The organism is Pseudomonadota bacterium (assembly GCA_008501635.1).
Taxonomy (GTDB): domain Bacteria; phylum Pseudomonadota; class Gammaproteobacteria; order QQUJ01; family QQUJ01; genus QQUJ01.
This window is the reverse complement of sequence record QQUJ01000001.1, coordinates 49,938-67,196: the sequence shown is the minus strand read 5'-3', so window position 1 is coordinate 67,196 and position 17,259 is coordinate 49,938. Positions and strand designations below refer to the sequence as shown.

Genomic DNA, 17,259 nt, shown 5'->3' with positions numbered 1-17,259 from the left:
CCATGGCTACGGCATCCAAGCCACAAGAAGTCAAAAAGGTCCCGACCTACTGCTATCAGTGTGTCGCCGGACCTGATTTCCTGACCGTCAAGGTAGTGGATGGCGTCGCCACCGAGGTCGAACCCAACTTCAAGGCCTGCGCCGTTACGCCCTCCAATGGCAAGGTATGCGTCAAAGCCTACGGATTGATTCAGAAGCTCTACAATCCGCATCGCATCCGTACGCCGATGAAGCGCACCAACCCGAAGAAGGGACGTGATCAGGATCCGAAATTTGTTCCCATTTCGTGGGACGAGGCGCTCGACACCATCGCCGAGCGTCTCAAAGCGATCCAGGCCAAGGGACCGAACGATGCCTCGGGTTACCCACGCATCGCCGCCAGCTTCGGCGGCGGCGGCACACCCACCTACTACATGGGCACATTGCCGGCGTTTCTTGCATCACTGGGTCCGATCGACTTCGGCTTCGGCAGCGGCCAGGGCGTCAAGTGCTATCACTCGGAGCACCTCTACGGTGAACTGTGGCACCGGGCGTTTACCGTGGCCCCGGATACCCCCAACTGCGACTACGTGCTCTCCTTTGGCTACAACGTCGAAGCCTCGGGTGGCGTTGCCGGTGTAGCGCGTCATGCCGAATTCCGCGCCCGTCGCGGCAAGCGGGTGCAGATCGAACCGCACCTCTCGGTAACGGCAGCCTGCTCTTCAGAGTGGGTGGCGATCCGCCCCAAGACCGACCCCGCCTTCATGTTCGGGTTGATCCACGTGATGCTCCATGAGCGGCGCGAGCGCCTGGACATTCCGTTTCTCAAGCACCGCACCACATCACCCTATCTGATCGCCCCGAACGGCTTTTTCATGCGCGATCCGGAGAGCCGCAAGCCGCTGATCTGGGACCTCAAAACCAAGCGCGCGGTACCCTTCGATACCCCGGACACCGATCCCGCCCTGGAAGGCGAATTCAAGGTCACCGGTGTCGAGGTGGGTGCCGATACCAATTTCTGGGAGCACGAGGACACCAAGATCGTTCCCGCTTTCCAGAAGCTCTGCGATCACATGGAAGAGTATTCGCCCCTGTGGGCGGCGCGTATATGCGGTGTGCACCAGAAGGTGATTCGCCGCCTGGCACTGGAATTCCTTGACCATGCCCGTGTCGGCGAGACCATCGAGGTGGAAGGGCGCACCCTGCCCTACCGCCCGGTAGCCATTGCACTCGGTAAGACGGTCAACAACGGTTGGGGTGGGTTCGACTGCTGCTGGGCGCGGACGCTGATGGCCTGCCTGGTGGGCGCACTGGAGGTACCCGGCGGCACGCTGGGAACGACCGTGCGGCTCAACCGCCCCGCCACCGACCGTAATCTCTCGGTCACCGCGCATCCGGACGGATTCATGGACTACCCCATGAACCCGACCGACAAGGAGAATTGGCTGGCGAAGCCCGATGTGCGCAACGCCAACCGCACCTTGATTCCGCTGGTGGCCAACTCCCCCTGGAGCCAGGCGCTGGGTCCGACCCACCTCGCGTGGATGCAGCAGGACAAGGGTCCGGATCACTGGCCGCAGGCCACACCGCCCGATATCTGGTTCGTCTACCGCACCAATCCGGCGATCTCGTTCTGGGACACCAAGCAGGTGAGCGAGGTGATGGCCAAGTTCCCCTTCACCGTCGCCTTCGCCTACACCCAGGATGAAACCAACTGGGTGGCCGATATCCTCCTGCCCGACCGGACCGACCTGGAAGGCCTGCAGCTGATCCGTGTGGGCGGCACCAAATTCATCGAGCAGTTCTGGGACTTCCAGGGCTTTGCGCTGCGCCAGCCGGTGGTCGAGGCCCAGGGCGACGCCAAGGACTTTACCTGGATTTCGACCGAGCTGGCGCGCCGCGCCGGGGTGCTGGAGAAGTACAACAAAGCGATCAACCGTGGCGCAGCCGGTGTGCCGTTGAAAGGCGACAAATACGACTTCTCGCTCGCCGAGGACCAGACCCACTCGGTCGAAGCGATCTGGGACGCCACCTGCAAGGCAGCCAGCGCCGAGATCACCGACGGCAAGGAAACCAACGGGCTCGACTGGTACAAGGAGAACGCGCTGCGTGTCTCCGAATTCCCGCGCGTCAAATGGTATCTCTACGCCACGCTGGAGGAGAAAAACCTGCGTTTCGAGTTGCCCTACCAGGAACGTCTGATGCGTATCGGCAAACAGCTCGGCCGGCGCCTGCACGAACACGGCATCTCCTGGTGGGACGAGCAGCTCGAAGAGTACGAGCCAATGCCCTCCTGGAAAGACTACCCCGGCATGTGGGAGAAGGCGCTGGAGCGCAACTTCCACGTCGACATCGAGGACTATCCCTTCTGGGCCGTCACCGCACGCAGCATGCAGTATGCCTGGGGCGGCAACATGGGCATCCAGATGATCAAGGAGGTCTCGGACAACGTCGCGGGCCATCGCTGCATCGTCATCAACACCAAGCGCGCCACCGAGATGGGCTTGAAGGACGGTGACATCGTCGATATCGCCTCGCCGCTCAACTCCACCCGCGGCCCCGTGCTCACCCGCCAGGGCATTCGCCCCGACACCGTGCTGATGATCGGTCAGTTCGACCACTGGGTCACGCCGTTCGCCAAGGATTTCGGTGCCCCCAGTCTCAACGCACTGGTACCGATGCTGCTCGATCTCACCGACTCCACTGGGTCGGGTGCCGATCTGACCAAGGTGAAGATCACCAAGGTGGGTGGCAAATCATGAGCCGCTACGTGATGATCGCGGACCTCAACCGCTGCGTCGGTTGCCAGACCTGCACCGCCTCCTGCAAGCATACCAACGCCACCGCGCCCCATGTGCAGTGGCGCAAGGTGCTCGATCTCGAGGTGGGCGAGTTCCCCGATGTGCGCCGCGCTTTCGTGCCGGTCGGCTGCCAGCACTGCGCGGATCCGCCCTGCATGCATGTCTGCCCTTCGACGGCCACCGGGCAACGCAAAGATGGCCTGGTGACCATCGACTACGACCTCTGCATCGGCTGTGGCTACTGCATGGTCGCCTGCCCCTATCAGGCGCGGTACAAGGTGGTAGAGCCGGCCCGGGCCTATACCGGACTGAAGCGCATGATCCACGAACTGAAGCGCGAGGACCCGAAACGCCTCAAAGTAGCGCAGAAGTGCACCTTCTGCTCCGACCGCATCGACTACGGATTGGAGAACGGCCTGACCCCGGGCATCGATCCCGATGCCACACCGGCCTGCGCCAATGCCTGTATTGCCGACGCCCTGGTATTCGGCGATATCGAAGATCCCGACAGCAACGTCTCGCAATTGCTGGCCGAGAACAAGTGGTTTCGCATGCACGAGGAGCTGGGTACCAATCCTGGGTTCTACTACCTCTGGGACGGGATCGACCAGGAGGATAAGTCATGAGCTTCAATCCTGCTGCCCCCACCCTGCAGGACACGTGGGATTGGCGGGCGGCCGCTAACTTTATCGGTGGCGGCACCGGCACCGGCCTGCTGATGGTGACCCTCGTCGCCGGACTTCTGGGTGCGCCCGTCTTCATGCCCACGCTCGCAGGCCTGGTCTTCGTGGCCCTTGGGCTGTCGATGGTCTGGCTGGAGATCGGCCGCCCGCTACGGGCGCTGCACGTATTCTTCAATCCATACACTTCGTGGATGACCCGGGAAGCCATCGTGGCAATGCCGCTGATGCTGTGTGGGGCATTGGCGCTGTGGTTTCAGTGGATCGGACTGGTGGTTCTGCTGGCGGTGCTGGCGGCCGTTTTTCTTTTTTGCCAAGGCCGGATCCTGCACGCCTCGCGCGGCATCCCGGTATGGCGCACACCACGCATCGTACCGCTGATCCTCACCACGGGATTGACCGAAGGCGCCGCTTTTTTTCTGGTTCTGATGCCGCTGCTCTCCACCGAGGCCGTCGCCGCCGCGGGGCGCACCGTGCTGGTGCTGTTGTTAGCGCTCAGCGTGATGCGCTTTGGCGCCTGGAAATCCTATCGCGCCGGCCTCGAAGGCGATGCGCCACTGGCCGCCCTGCAGGTGTTGCGGGATGCCGACGGCATCGTCGCCCTGCTGGGCGGAGTAGCGCCGGCCATACTAGCGGCCACCGCCCTCGCCTTCACCGGGTACGCCATACCGTTGGGTGTCGCCGCGGGTGCACTGGCGGGTTTTGGCGGCTGGTACATGAAGGCCATCATCATCACGCGCGCCTCCTACAACCAGGGCTTTGCGATCGATCACAGCGCGGCGCGGGGTGGCGGCAAACCCGGACCGGGCACCAAACCCGGCTGGTAGGGTTTGAATTGAGCTGGACCTCGCGCAAAGGCGCAAAGACGCCAGCAGCGCAAAGAGATTACTTTTGGTTTGCTTGGCGCCCTTTGCGCAAGGCAACTCTAGACAGCAGGAGGGGAGAACCATGCACGAGGTGCGCTTTCATGGCCGCGGCGGCCAGGGTGCGGTACTGGCCTCCAAGATACTGGCCAAGGCTCTGGTCGAAGAGGGCAAGTTCGTCACCGCCATCCCGGCGTTCGGCTTCGAACGACGTGGTGCGCCGGTGGCGGCCTTTCTGCGCTTCGATGACCAAGAGATCCGCCGCATCAACAATATCTACGATCCCGATTTCATTCTCTGCATCGACCCATCAGTCGCCAATGCGGTCGATATCTTCGCCGGCATGAAGCCCGGCGGTACGCTGATCCAGGCGACGCAAAAATCCCTGGCTGACCTGGCATTACCCGCCACCTTGGCCCGGGTCGGCCTGTGCGATGCCGTGGGCATCGCCATGGATCTGTTCCGCCGCCCGATCACCAATACCATCATGCTCGGCGCTTTCGCCCGCACCACCGGCGTGGTGGGTCTGGAATCGCTGAAGAAAGGGCTCCAGACCGCCAATTTTCGCGACGCCGGCCTGCGCCAGAATATGGATGCCATCGAGCGCGGCTACGCCGAGACCCAGGTCTTCGAACTGGGTGGGGAGAAAGCCGCATGAACACACCACGCACGCCCTATGACGCCTCGCAGATACCGAACAACCTCTGCCCCATCGCCACCGAATGCAGCGCCATGCTGCCCGGTGACTGGCGCGCCGAGCGCCCGGTGGTGGACCGCGACAAATGCGTCAAGTGCGCCACCTGCTGGATCTACTGCCCGGTGCAGTGCGTGGTGGAGAAACCGCGCTGGTTCGATATCGATCTCGCCAGCTGCAAAGGGTGCGGCATCTGCGCCTTCGAGTGCCCGCACAACGCCATCGCCATGGTTGAGGAGGTGGGTAAATGAGCGCCGAAAAGATCGTCTGCGACGGCAACGAAGCCGCCGCCTGGGGCGTCGTCCGCTCGCGTCCCGATGTGGTCGCCGTCTACCCCATCACCCCCCAGTCCTCGCTGGTGGAGTATGTCTCGCAGTTCATCGCCGACGGGGTGATGGACGCCGATCTGATGAATGTGGAAGGTGAGCACAGCGTGCTCTCCGCGCTGCAGGGCGCCTGCCTCGCCGGCGCGCGCACCTACACCGCCACCTGCGGTCCGGGGCTGGCCTTCATGTTCGAGCCCTACATCCGCACACCGGGCATGCGCCTGCCCATGGTCGCCTCGCTGGTGACCCGCGACACCTTGACGCCGCAATCGGTGTGGGGCGGGCAGCAGGATGCGATGCTGGTGCGCGAGGCGGGCTGGATCCACATGTACTGCGAGTCGGTGCAGGAGATCCTCGACACCACCATCATGGCCTACCGCATTGCCGAACACCGCGACGTGATGCTGCCGATCAACGTCAACCACGACGGCAACTACCTCTCCTACGGGGTGACCGGTGTCGAGGTGCCCGATCAGGCCGCGGTGGACGCCTTCCTCGGCACCCGCGATACCAACTGGCATGTCGCCCTTGATCCCGAGCGCCCGATGGCGGTCGACCCGCTCACCGGCGGTGCCGGCGGCCCTGGACCGGGGATGTTCGTGCGCTATCGCAAGGGTCAGTGCCAGGGGATGCAGAACGCGCTGGGTGTCATCACCGAAGTGCACGAGGCATGGAGCAAGGGGTTCGGGCGTCACTACGCGCCGCTGGTCGAGGAGTACCGCCTCGACGACGCCGACTACGCCATCGTCACCATCGGCAGCATGACCGGCGCCGGCAAGGACGCGGTGGACATGGCCCGCGATCGCGGCGAGACGGTGGGGCTGATCAAGATCAAGACCTTCCGACCCTTCCCGCTGGCGGCCATCAAGGCGGCGCTCAGCAGGGTCAAGGCGATCGGCGTAGTGGACCGCGCGGTCAGCTTCAGCTGGAACTGCGGGCCGCTCTACCAGGATATTCTCGGCGCCCTCTACCACCTGCCCGAACGGGTCCCCGCGGTGAGTTTCATCGGCGGCCTGGCCGGCGCCGACATCACGCCCGAGGATTTCACACGCGTCATCGAAACCGTCGCCCGGGTGCGCGACGGCGAGCGCATCGACCTTCCCATCTGGCTCAACGAAGACGCCTAAGGAGATGGCCATGGACCGTTACGACTATCTCATCGTCGGCAGCAGCCACGCAGCGCTCGAAGCGGCGCATGCCATCCGGCTCTGGGATCAGAGCGGCAGTCTCGCCCTGGTGACCCGCGACGCCCATCCGCCCTACTCGCCCACGGTGCTGCCTTATGTGGTCTCGGGACGCTCGCTGCCGGATCGGGTTGGACTGCGTTCAGCCGACTACTTCGCCGACAACGACATTGACCTGCAGCTCGACACCAGCGTCATCGGGGTGGAGACACAGGAGAAGCGCATTCAGCTCGCCGGCGGCATGGTGCTCGGCTACGAAAAGCTGTTGCTCGCCACGGGCGCACGCGCCATCGTGCCGCCTATCGCCGGACTGAGCGATGTCCCCTTCCGGGTGCTGCGCACCCTCGACGATGCCATCGCGCTGCGCGAGGCACGCGAGCAGGTACGCAGCGCGGTGGTGCTCGGCGCGGGGCTGATCGGTATGCACGCCGCCGAAAACCTGGCCAAGGCGGGCGTCGCGGTCACCGTCGTCGAGCGCGAGTCACGGGTGCTGGCCGGCTACTTCGACCAGACCGCCTCGGATCTGATCGCCGACGCCTTCACCAACAACGGCGTCGACATGCGCCTCGGGCATACCGTCACCACCGCCGGTCACCAGAGCGATCCCGACTGTCTCGTCGTCTCGCTCGACAACGGCGAAGAGATGTGCACCGATCTCCTGCTGGTCGCCACCGGGGTCACCCCGGAGATCAACTTTCTAGCCGGCTCCGGCATCCTCACCGATCAGGGGATTCTGGTCGACGACACCATGCGCACCAACGTCGAAAATGTCTGGGCAGCGGGTGACGTCGCCCAGGCGCGCAACTTCTACGACCCGAAGCGCAAGGTGATCAACGGCATCCTGCCCAACGCCGTCGAACAGGGGCGCATCGCCGGCATGGCCATGGCGGGCGACCCTGCCGTCAAACCATTTCCCGGCGCGGTGCCGCTCAATACCTACACCTTCTTCGGCGAACAGGCGGTAGCGGTAGGGCTCGATCGCTGCGACGGTGCCGAAGTGGTCACCGAAAACGACCTGCCCAACCGGCGTTATCGCAAATTCCTGCTGCGCGACGGTCGCTTGCTCGGCGCTTCGGCGATCAACGATCCACTCGATGGCGGGGTGCTCTGGCAACTCATTCTGCGCGAGGTCGACCTGACACCGGTCAGGGAGCAGTTCCTGGCGCAGCCGTTGCAAACAGGCCGTACGCTCATGTCGCAGATCTGGCGCTAGCCCGCATGGTGAGCAAAGGCGGACCAAAGATGAACAGGCTTACGAGACAAGTCGAACTGGATAGCGCAAGCAGTTCTGGCATCAAGACAGAGGTTGTACTGTTCGAATCCAGACCCAATCCGGCTTCACGTTTCGCCAGCTTGACACTGCACTTTGAACCCGTCGCCCACCACGCGGGCAGGGAGATTTAAACTATGGGTATCAGCCATTCCACCATCGCCTTCCACGCCCAGCACTGTGATGGCTGCGGCGACTGCATGAGCGCCTGCGCACAGGCCAAATCCGGCACCGCTGATCTGGTGCATTCGCGACTGCAGATCATCGGCGGCAGCGCCGGCATACCCGCCGAACTCGCCATCTGCCGCCAGTGCGGCGATCCCAAGTGCGTCATGAACTGCCCCGCCGCCGCGTTGGCGAAGAACGACGACAACGGCGTCATCGACTGGGACGGCTCGCTATGCGTCAACTGCCTGTTGTGTACCGTGGGTTGCGTCTACGCGGGCATCAGTCACAACGCCGCCCTGGGTCACGTCGCCAAGTGCGACCTCTGCGACGGCGATCCGGCCTGCGTGAAGGCCTGTCCGCACGGCGCGCTGGAGTTCAACCGTACTGCCGAGATCTATAACCAGTACGGCGCCGAGGAAGACCTCTTCGTCGCCGGGCTGTCGGCCTGCCAGGGCTGCAATTCGGAGCTGATGATCCGCCACAGCCTGCGCCGCATCGGCGACAACGTGGTGGTGGCCGCACCCCCCGGTTGCATCCCCGGCATGGGCACGGTGGGCTACAATGGGCGTACCGGCGCCAAGGTGCCGATCTTCCACCCGCTGCTCACCAACACCGCCTCGATGCTGGCAGGTATCAAGCGTCAGTACAACCGCGTCGGGCGCGATGTGACCATGGTGGCGCTGGCCGGCGATGGCGGCGCGGGCGATGTCGGTTTCCAGTCGCTCTCGGGTGCGGCGGAACGCGGCGAACAGATTCTCTTCATCGTGGTCGACAACGAAGGCTACATGAACACCGGCATGCAATCGTCGGGCTGCACCTCCTTCGGCTCCTGGACATCCACCACGCCGGTGGGCTCCAGCGCCAAAGGCAAACCGACCGACAGCAAGAATCTGCCGCTGATCATGATGATGCACAACTGCGCCTACGTGGCTACCGCCTCGCTGGCCTTCATGGACGATTACTACGACAAGTTGAACAAGGCGCTGGCGGCCACACAGCACGGCTTTGCCTACCTGCACATCTATTCGCCCTGCCCGACCGGCTGGCGTATCCCGGCCGAGAAGACCATCGAGGCGTGCCGCAAAGGGGTGGAGACCAATTTTGCGCCGCTCTGGGAGTTCGCGCCTGAAACGGGGTTGCGTTTCACGCATCCCATCGACAAGCCGCTGGCGCTGGCGAGCTATATCGGTCTGATGGGTAAATACCGGCACCTGGAGGCCCACCAGACCGAGCACCTGCAAAAGGTGGTCGACGAGCGGCTGCGGGTGCTGCGCGGTTTTCAGCGAGTGACAGACGATGCGAGCCATCAGGCGAGCTGAGTTGGCTCTCGCGCCAAGACGGAAAGACGCGAAGACCGCAAAGGACTTTCGGGTATCGATTCGCAGTTCCTGGTGGCTTGGCGAGAGGAAATTCTCGGTAAATGGAGCGGCTAATGGTCTCTCCAGGACGCCAAGCTCACCAAGCAAGACCGGCGATAAACTTTGCGTCCATTGCGCGCATGCCGGTGCTGCGCGAGAACGATCAATCAATCGAGATGCTCTGGGGAGAGCTATACGGAGGGGAACGAGATGAGTGCTATTAACCCGACACCGCAACCGGTCACGAGCGACGGCTACTATTTCCAGCCCGAATTCGAAACCCTGCCGCGCGGCGAACTCGCCGAGTTGCAGCGCGAGCGCCTGAAAAAGATGCTGCGCCACGCCTACGACAACGTGGCCCACTATCGCACCGGTTTCGATGCCGCAGGCGTCACGCCCGATGACTTCAGGGAGCTTGCCGATCTCGCCAGGTTCCCCTTCACGGTGAAGGACGATCTGCGCAACGCCTACCCTTTCGGCATGTTCGCGGTACCCCGCGAGGAGTTGGTGCGCGTGCACGCCTCCTCCGGCACCACCGGCAAGCCGACGGTGGTCGGCTATACGCGCGGGGACATCGACATGTGGGCTGATCTGATGGCCCGCTCGCTGGCGTCGACCGGCGTGCGTCCCGGTGACATCGTCCACAACGCCTACGGCTACGGACTGTTCACCGGCGGCCTGGGGGCCCACCACGGCACCGAGCGCCTGGGAGCGACCGTCGTACCCATGTCGGGCGGCAACACCGAAAAGCAGATCGTGCTGCTGCAGGATTTCGGCGCCAAGGCGCTGTGCGCCACCCCTTCCTATGCGCTCAACATCGCCGAGCTGGCGGAGGCGGAAGGCATCGACATTCGTTCGCTGCCATTGTCGATCGGCGTGTTCGGCGCCGAGCCCTGGTCCGATGCGCTGCGTGCCGAACTCGATGAGCGGCTGGGAATCACCGCGGTCGATATCTACGGTCTCTCCGAGATCATGGGACCGGGCGTGGCCGCCGAGTGCCGCGAAGAGCGTGCCGGACTGCACGGCTGGGAAGACCACTTCCTGTTCGAGATCATCGATCCCGAAACCGGCGAGCCGCAGCCCATGGGCGCATCGGGTGAACTGGTGATCACCACGCTCACCAAGCAGGCGCTGCCGATGATCCGCTACCGCACCCGCGATATCACTTATCTCTCCGACGAGCCCTGCGCGTGCGGGCGCACCCATGTGCGCATCAAGCGCGTCACGGGGCGCAACGACGACATGCTGATCATCCGCGGTGTCAACGTCTATCCTTCGCAGGTCGAATCGGTGCTGGTGGGTTTCGCAGGCATTGCCCCTTACTACCAGCTGGTGGTGCGCCGCGAGGGCTCGATGGATGATCTCACGGTCGAGGCCGAGGCTGCCCCGCAGACCGCCGCAAGCGGCTATCCGACGCTGGCACAGGAGATCCGCCACCACATCAAATCGATGATCGGCGTCACCTGTAAGGTGGAGTTGAAACGACCCGGCGAGGTACCCCGTTCCCAGGGCAAGGCGGTGCGCGTACGGGACCTGCGGAAGAAGTAAATCGGTTCATGCGACAACTCCTTTATCGCGAGGCGCATGGACCGCAAACGGGCTTTGGCCCGGTAGCGGGACGATCCACACCCGGTGGATGGTCAACAGCGCCTAGACTTAGGGAATCTGCGAGCCAAGAGCGGCGCAATTTCTCTTTGCATTGAGCGGCAACGGGGACGGTGGCCTGCCACCTCCCCCTATCGATAAACGGAGTTGAATATGGCGGTACAGGCAGCCCGCGCCACCGGTGGCGCGGAACGTTCGTTTGCGAATCAGGTCAAGCAGCTGCGCCTCGGCGCGGGTGAGACCTTCCACGGCGAGGCGATCCTTGCCGTGACCAAGGCGTTGCTGCAGTCCGGCGTCGCCTACGTAGGGGGTTATCCCGGAGCACCGGTCTCGCACCTGATGGACGTGCTGGCGGATTGCCGCTCCCAGGTGCTGGAACCATTGGGCGTGCAGTTCGAGGCCTCGGCCAGTGAGGCCGGTGCCGCGGCGCTGCTCGGTGCCTCCATTCACTACCCGCTGCGCGGGGCGGTGACCTGGAAATCCATCGTCGGCACCAACGTCGCCTCCGATGCGCTCTCCAACCTCGCCTCGGCCGGTGTCACCGGCGGAGCATTGATCATCATCGGTGAAGACTACGGCGAGGGCGCCAGCGTCATTCAGGAGCGTACCCACCCCACGGCGCTCAAATCCTCGATCCCGTTGCTCGACCCGCGCTATCACCTGCCCAAGCTGGTCGAAACAACCGAGCAGGCCTTCGCCCTTTCCGAGGCGTGCCATCTGCCGGTGATGATGTCGCTGCGCATCCGCGCCGCACACCTGACCGGCTCCTTCGTCTGCAAGGCGAACCAGGCGCCGGCCTTCGGCCCCAAGAACCCGATCCGCGAGGTGCGCTACGACTTCGGGCGTATCGTCCTGCCCCCCTCCACCTATCTGCAGGAAAAGGCCAAATTCGAAGAGCGTCTGCCCGCCGCGCAGCGTTTCATTGTCGACCACGGCATCAACGAACTGTTTCCCGGCAAACGCAAGCGCGTGGGCATCATCCTCCAGGGAGGCACGTACACGGTCGTCATGCGCGGCTTGCACCTGCTCGGCGCAGCCGATGCCCTGGGCAATACCGACATCCCGCTGCTGGTACTCAACGCCATCCACCCGCTGGTACCCGGGCAGATCACCGATTTTCTTCAAGACAAGGACGAAATACTGATCGTCGAAGAGGGCAACCCGGCGCTCATCGAGCAGCAGGTCTGTACCTTGGCGCAGCAATCCGGCATCCCGGTGCGCATTTCCGGTAAGAACGTGCTGCCCGAAGCAGGCGAGTACGTCGCCGACGTGGTACGCGACGGGCTGGCTGCCTGGATGGCCCTGGTGGCACCCGCCGATCTCGGCAAAACGGCCGGTGCCCTGCAGGCGCAACGCGCCCAGAAGGTCGCCGCGGCGCGTGCCCTGTCACCGGGCGAGATTCCCCAACGCCCGCCCAGTTTCTGCACCGGCTGCCCCGAGCGCCCGCTCTTCACCGCGCTCAAACTGCTGATGCGCGAGACCGGGCCGATACACATCTCTTCGGATATCGGCTGCAACACCTTTGCCACCCTGCCGCCTTTCAACATGGGCAGCTCGGTCCTGGGTTACGGTTTGAGTCTCGCCAGCGGCGGTGCCGTGGGGCGTGCCCTCGACCAGCCCACGGTGGCGGTGATGGGCGACGGCGGCTTCTGGCACGGCGGCCTCACCACAGGAGCGGCCAACGCCTTCTGGAACGGTCACGATGCGGTGCTGATCATTCTTGAAAACGGCTACGCCTCGGCCACTGGCCAGCAACATGTCCCCTCCAGCGGTTCAACCCCGTGGGGCGACGTGCGCGAGATCTCCATTGAGAAGACGCTGCGCGGCATGGGCGTGCGCTGGATCAAGCGTGTCGACGCCTACGATGTCACCAAAACCATGGGCGTGCTGCGCGAGGCCCTGGCGCGACGCGGCCCGGAACTGCGCGTCATCATCTCCGACCAGGAGTGCATGCTGGCCCGTCAGCGCCGCGAAAAACGCAAGAGCGCGGAGTTGGCCAAGGCCGGCAAGCCCGTGGCCAAGGCACGCTTCGGGGTCGATGCCGATGTCTGCAGCGGCGATCACTCGTGCATGCGTCTCTCGGGCTGCCCGTCGCTTACCTTGAAAGCAGCGCTGGATCCGCTCAAGGATGGTCCCACGGCGTACGTCGAGGCGAGTTGCGTGGCCTGCGGACTATGCGGCTCCGCAGCGCAAGGGGCCACGCTCTGCCCCTCCTTCTACCGGGCGGAGAAGATCAGCAATCCCAACCGATGGCAGCGGTTGCGCGCCGGGGTTTCCGCCAGGTTGCTCAAAATGATGGGGGCCTCATAGTGACTCATACGCTCACACCATGGGTAGGAGCGGCGAAAGCCGCGATTCGTTTGAGTTTTGTCTCGCGCCAAGACGCGAGGCCCATTCAATTCAAACCGAGGTGACCTATGACGCCTGACCGTCCCCTTACCGTGCTCATCGGCGCTCTTGGCGGCCAGGGTGGCGGTGTGCTCGCCGACTGGCTGGTGGAGGCGGCCCGTGAAGCCGGCTATCCCGCCCAGGGCACCTCGATTCCCGGCGTCGCCCAGCGCACCGGCGCCACGACCTACTACTTCGAGCTGTTCCCGCAGCGCGATCCGGCCAGCCACCCCATCTTCTCGCTCTTCCCCAGCGCCGGTGATGTGGACCTGGTGGCTGCCATGGAGCCCACCGAGGCGGGTCGCGCCCTGGATCAAGGCCTGGTCACCGCCAACACAACGGTCATCAGCACGGCACTGCGTGTTTTCAGCACTGCCGAGAAGGTGATTGCCGGTGATGGCAGCATTGATCCTATGCCGATCCTGCAGGCCCTGCGCGGTGCTGCACGGCGACTGATCCGCCTCGATGCGGTCGATACAGGCGGCGCGGCCATCAATGCGGTGATGCTGGGAGCGATTGCCGGCAGCGGCAGCCTGCCCATAGAACCCGACTGTTACCGCGATGCGATCCGTCATCGCGGGGTGGCGGTGGAGGCCAATCTGCGCGCCTTTGAAACCGGCTATGCTCTGGCCCGGCAAGACGACACGGCGGCGGTTGCACCCCCTGGCGCAATCTTCCAACCTGTGCCGGACGCCTTCCGCCAGGCGCTGGATCAGTTGCCCGCGGCGCTGCGGCCCATGGTCGGACATGGCCTGGCACGGTTGATCGACTACCAGAACACCGATTACGCCCAGCGCTACCTGGATCGGCTGCTACCCGTTATCGCGCTCGACGCCGAGCACGGTGGCGAGGGGAATGCCTACCGCCTCTCACAGGAGGTGGCGCGGCGGCTCGCCGCCTGGATGAGCTACGAGGATGTGATCCGCGTCGCCCAGCTGAAGACCCGCGCAGGACGCCTGGCAAGGATTCGCGACGAGGTCGGCGCAATAGGCGGCGAGCCGTTGCGGGTGGCCGAATTCCTCAAACCGGGCCCTGCGGAGATCCGCATGATCCTGCCGCCCCGGCTCGCCCGGCTGATCCGCGATCCCGCGCCGGGCAAACCCGCCGGCCGTTCGCTGCGGCTGCCCACCACATCGGCCTGGGGCTACGCCGCGTTACGCTTTCTTGCCGGGCTGCGCCCCTGGCGGCCGCGCAGCGTGGGCTTCGCCCGCGAGCAGAACGCCATCGATCAATGGCTGGCGGCGGTAACCACAGCCACTGCCTACGATTACGGATTGGCCTGTCAGGTGGCTGAACTGGCAGTCTGGGCAAGGGGTTACGGCCAGGTGCGCGAACGCGGCATCGAGTGCCTGGACGGGCTCTTCACCGGCTGGGCGGAGAATCTGCAGGCGCGACCCGAGGCGACAAGATCCGCCGTTGGCGAGGCATTGAAAGCGGCTCGCGACAACCCCGATGCGGGTTACCGTGCTGTCATAGGCCAAAATTCGTAAACTAGTTCGAAACGTACAATTCGAAACGCACAAATTGGAGGGGAGCCGATGAGTGACAAAAAGGTAGGAGGCGACGGCTATATGTTTCAGCCGGAAGTGGAGGCCATGCCCCGCGACCAGCTGGAGAAGTTACAGCTCGAACGCCTGCAGACAACCCTGCGCCGCGCTTACCGGAACGTTGCACATTACCGCCAGGTCATCGATGCCTGTGGCCTGCCGGTCGATAAGGTCAACGATCTGGACGACGTGCGCTGGTTGCCCTTCACCGTGAAGGACGATCTGCGCAATGCTTACCCCTTCAACCTGTTCGCCGTACCGCGCGAGGAGGTGGTGCGGATCCATGCCTCGTCCGGAACGACCGGTAAACCCACGGTCGTCGGCTACACCCGCGACGATATCGGCACCTGGGCCGATCTGATGGCCCGCTCCATGGCCGCCACCGGTGTGCGCCCCGGCGACATCATCCACAACGCCTATGGTTACGGGCTGTTCACCGGCGGCCTGGGCGCCCATTATGGCGCCGAGCGGCTCGGCGCCACGGTCGTACCCATGTCCGGCGGCAACACCGAAAAGCAGATCGTGCTGCTGCAGGACTTCGGCGCCCGCGCCCTCTGCGCCACGCCCTCCTACGCGCTCAATATCGCCGAACTGGCCGAGCAGGAGGGCATCGATCTGCGCTCCGGCCCATTGGCCATCGGCATCTTCGGCGCCGAACCCTGGTCGGACGCCATGCGTGCCGAACTGGAGCAGCACCTGGGCATCAAGGCGGTCGACATCTACGGCCTCTCCGAGATCATGGGACCGGGCGTGGCGGTCGAGTGCTGCGAAGCCCAGGCGGGGTTGCACGGCTGGGAGGATCACTTCCTGTTCGAGATCATCGACCCGGAAAGCGGTGAACCGCTGCCCATGGGCGACACCGGCGAACTGGTCATCACCACGCTCACCAAGCAGGCGCTGCCGATGATTCGCTATCGCACCCGCGACATCACCCGCCTCACCGACGAGCCCTGCGCCTGCGGCCGCACCCACGTGCGCATCCTGCGGGTCACCGGGCGCAACGACGACATGCTGATCATCCGCGGCGTCAACGTCTACCCCTCGCAGGTTGAAGCGGTGCTGGTGGGCCAGGAAGGAATCGCTCCCTACTATCAGTTGGTAGTTCGGCGTGAAGGCAACATGGACGACCTGACGGTGGAAGCGGAAGCGCTGCCGGAGACCGATCCGTCGCGTTATACCGAGGTCGCTGCCGAGGCGCGTCACCACATCAAATCGATGATCGGTGTGACCTGCAAAGTCGAGATGAAAAAGCCCGGCGAGGTGCCGCGCTCCCAGGGTAAGGCGGTGCGTGTCAAGGATCTGCGTAAAAAGTAACGGCCCAGCGATACCTCTGACGCGTCGCAAACGCGTCAGAGGCCGCATGACAAGCTAGCGTTGATTCACCATGACCGGTTCACCTCAGATTCCACATATCGACCTGGACAGGGCGCAACCGGTCGCCTTCCAAATTCGCAGACTTCGCGATCTCTACTATCCACGACCACAAGTCGTGAAAAACGAACGACCCCATCGCCATAACTTTCAGGAGCTGATCTGGGTAGCCTCCGGAGCTGGCCAGCACGAAATCGACGGCAAACGCCTCGCGATACACCCCGACACTGTTTACCTGATCGCGCAGGGTCAGGTGCACTGCTTCCTGGAAGCGAAAGGAATTCACGGTTATGTCTTGAGCTTTACCGATGATTTTCTTCCCGACTCGGCGACACCGGCAGGCCGTTTCTACCACGCGCTGTTCAACAACGTTCAAACGCTGCCCGCGCTGCATATCGATAAGAAGGATTCGCAATCCATCAAACAGCTGCTGAAACTGATTGACGAAGAGTATGAGCACACGTATCCAACGGCCGACGTTGCCGTCCTTCAGCATCTCCTGCAAGCGCTGCTCATCAAGATAGAGCGGCTGCTTTATGACAGCGCAACCGCGCATGAGAACAGCGAGGCCGACAATTCTCTACTCAGCAGATTCCTAACCGTGCTGGAGGCCAACTACACGATACATCATGACGTCGAATTCTACACACAAGCGCTTGCCACAACCCCACGGCAACTCTCGGCAGCCGTAAAACAACACCTGGGAAAGACCGCCAAACAGATCATCGAAGAGCGTCTGATACTGGAGGCCAAACGCAATCTGCGCTTCACTGATATGAAGATCAAAACAATCGCCGAGCAGCTCGGTTTTTCAGACTCCTCCTACTTCAGCAAAGTGTTTCGGAGGCATGCCAAGACATCACCGCAGGCATTCAAAGCCGGCTGAGGAAAAGCTGCCAAAATCAAGGAATCGGGCGTCAATGGGGTCCGTCACTGGGGTCGGAGTCATTGATCTACCGTTGCTTGTGTGAATTCACCGTGCTGCCACAGAATCAATGTCTCTGTCCCTGTCCCTATTGATCCCG

Annotated in this window: 13 protein-coding genes; all 13 read left to right on the top strand. The window is 63.6% G+C overall.

Going from position 1 to position 17,259, the window contains the following annotated elements:
- Positions 1-2: 2 nt before the first annotated feature.
- Positions 3-2,741: a molybdopterin oxidoreductase gene (locus DWQ09_00290; protein KAA3630507.1), complete on the top strand. Its 2,739-nt coding sequence runs from the start codon at positions 3-5 to the stop codon at positions 2,739-2,741.
- Positions 2,738-3,406, top strand: a complete 669-nt coding sequence (locus tag DWQ09_00285) for a 4Fe-4S dicluster domain-containing protein (GenBank protein KAA3630506.1) — start codon at positions 2,738-2,740, stop codon at positions 3,404-3,406. The genes DWQ09_00290 and DWQ09_00285 overlap by 4 nt, the downstream gene beginning before the upstream one ends.
- Complete coding sequence (locus DWQ09_00280; GenBank protein KAA3630505.1) at positions 3,403-4,287, top strand: phenylacetyl-CoA:acceptor oxidoreductase; 885 nt, start codon at positions 3,403-3,405, stop codon at positions 4,285-4,287. The genes DWQ09_00285 and DWQ09_00280 overlap by 4 nt, the downstream gene beginning before the upstream one ends.
- Before the next feature lie 121 nt (positions 4,288-4,408).
- On the top strand, positions 4,409-4,981 hold the full coding sequence (locus DWQ09_00275) for a ketoisovalerate oxidoreductase (protein KAA3630504.1): 573 nt from the start codon (positions 4,409-4,411) through the stop codon (positions 4,979-4,981).
- Positions 4,978-5,268 (top strand): ferredoxin oxidoreductase, encoded by a 291-nt coding sequence (locus DWQ09_00270; GenBank protein KAA3630503.1) that lies wholly within the window; start codon positions 4,978-4,980, stop codon positions 5,266-5,268. The genes DWQ09_00275 and DWQ09_00270 overlap by 4 nt, the downstream gene beginning before the upstream one ends.
- Positions 5,265-6,470 carry a phenylglyoxylate dehydrogenase gene (locus DWQ09_00265; GenBank protein ID KAA3630502.1) on the top strand — a complete coding sequence of 402 codons (1,206 nt, stop codon included), beginning with the start codon at positions 5,265-5,267 and terminating at the stop codon, positions 6,468-6,470. The genes DWQ09_00270 and DWQ09_00265 overlap by 4 nt, the downstream gene beginning before the upstream one ends.
- 10 nt (positions 6,471-6,480) lie before the next feature.
- Positions 6,481-7,740: an NAD(P)/FAD-dependent oxidoreductase gene (locus tag DWQ09_00260; protein ID KAA3630501.1), complete on the top strand. Its 1,260-nt coding sequence runs from the start codon at positions 6,481-6,483 to the stop codon at positions 7,738-7,740.
- Positions 7,741-7,934: 194 nt separating this feature from the next.
- Positions 7,935-9,284 carry a phenylglyoxylate dehydrogenase gene (locus DWQ09_00255; protein KAA3630500.1) on the top strand — a complete coding sequence of 450 codons (1,350 nt, stop codon included), beginning with the start codon at positions 7,935-7,937 and terminating at the stop codon, positions 9,282-9,284.
- A gap of 249 nt (positions 9,285-9,533) precedes the next feature.
- Positions 9,534-10,871, top strand: a complete 1,338-nt coding sequence (locus DWQ09_00250) for a phenylacetate--CoA ligase (GenBank protein KAA3630499.1) — start codon at positions 9,534-9,536, stop codon at positions 10,869-10,871.
- A 210-nt stretch (positions 10,872-11,081) separates the two neighbouring features.
- Positions 11,082-13,238 (top strand): indolepyruvate ferredoxin oxidoreductase, encoded by a 2,157-nt coding sequence (locus tag DWQ09_00245; GenBank protein KAA3630498.1) that lies wholly within the window; start codon positions 11,082-11,084, stop codon positions 13,236-13,238.
- Between the two features lie 107 nt (positions 13,239-13,345).
- On the top strand, positions 13,346-14,806 hold the full coding sequence (locus DWQ09_00240) for an indolepyruvate oxidoreductase subunit beta family protein (protein ID KAA3630497.1): 1,461 nt from the start codon (positions 13,346-13,348) through the stop codon (positions 14,804-14,806).
- Positions 14,807-14,854: 48 nt separating this feature from the next.
- Positions 14,855-16,177 carry a phenylacetate--CoA ligase gene (locus tag DWQ09_00235; protein ID KAA3630496.1) on the top strand — a complete coding sequence of 441 codons (1,323 nt, stop codon included), beginning with the start codon at positions 14,855-14,857 and terminating at the stop codon, positions 16,175-16,177.
- Between the two features lie 70 nt (positions 16,178-16,247).
- On the top strand, positions 16,248-17,120 hold the full coding sequence (locus DWQ09_00230; GenBank protein KAA3630495.1) for a helix-turn-helix domain-containing protein: 873 nt from the start codon (positions 16,248-16,250) through the stop codon (positions 17,118-17,120).
- Positions 17,121-17,259 lie beyond the last annotated feature (139 nt).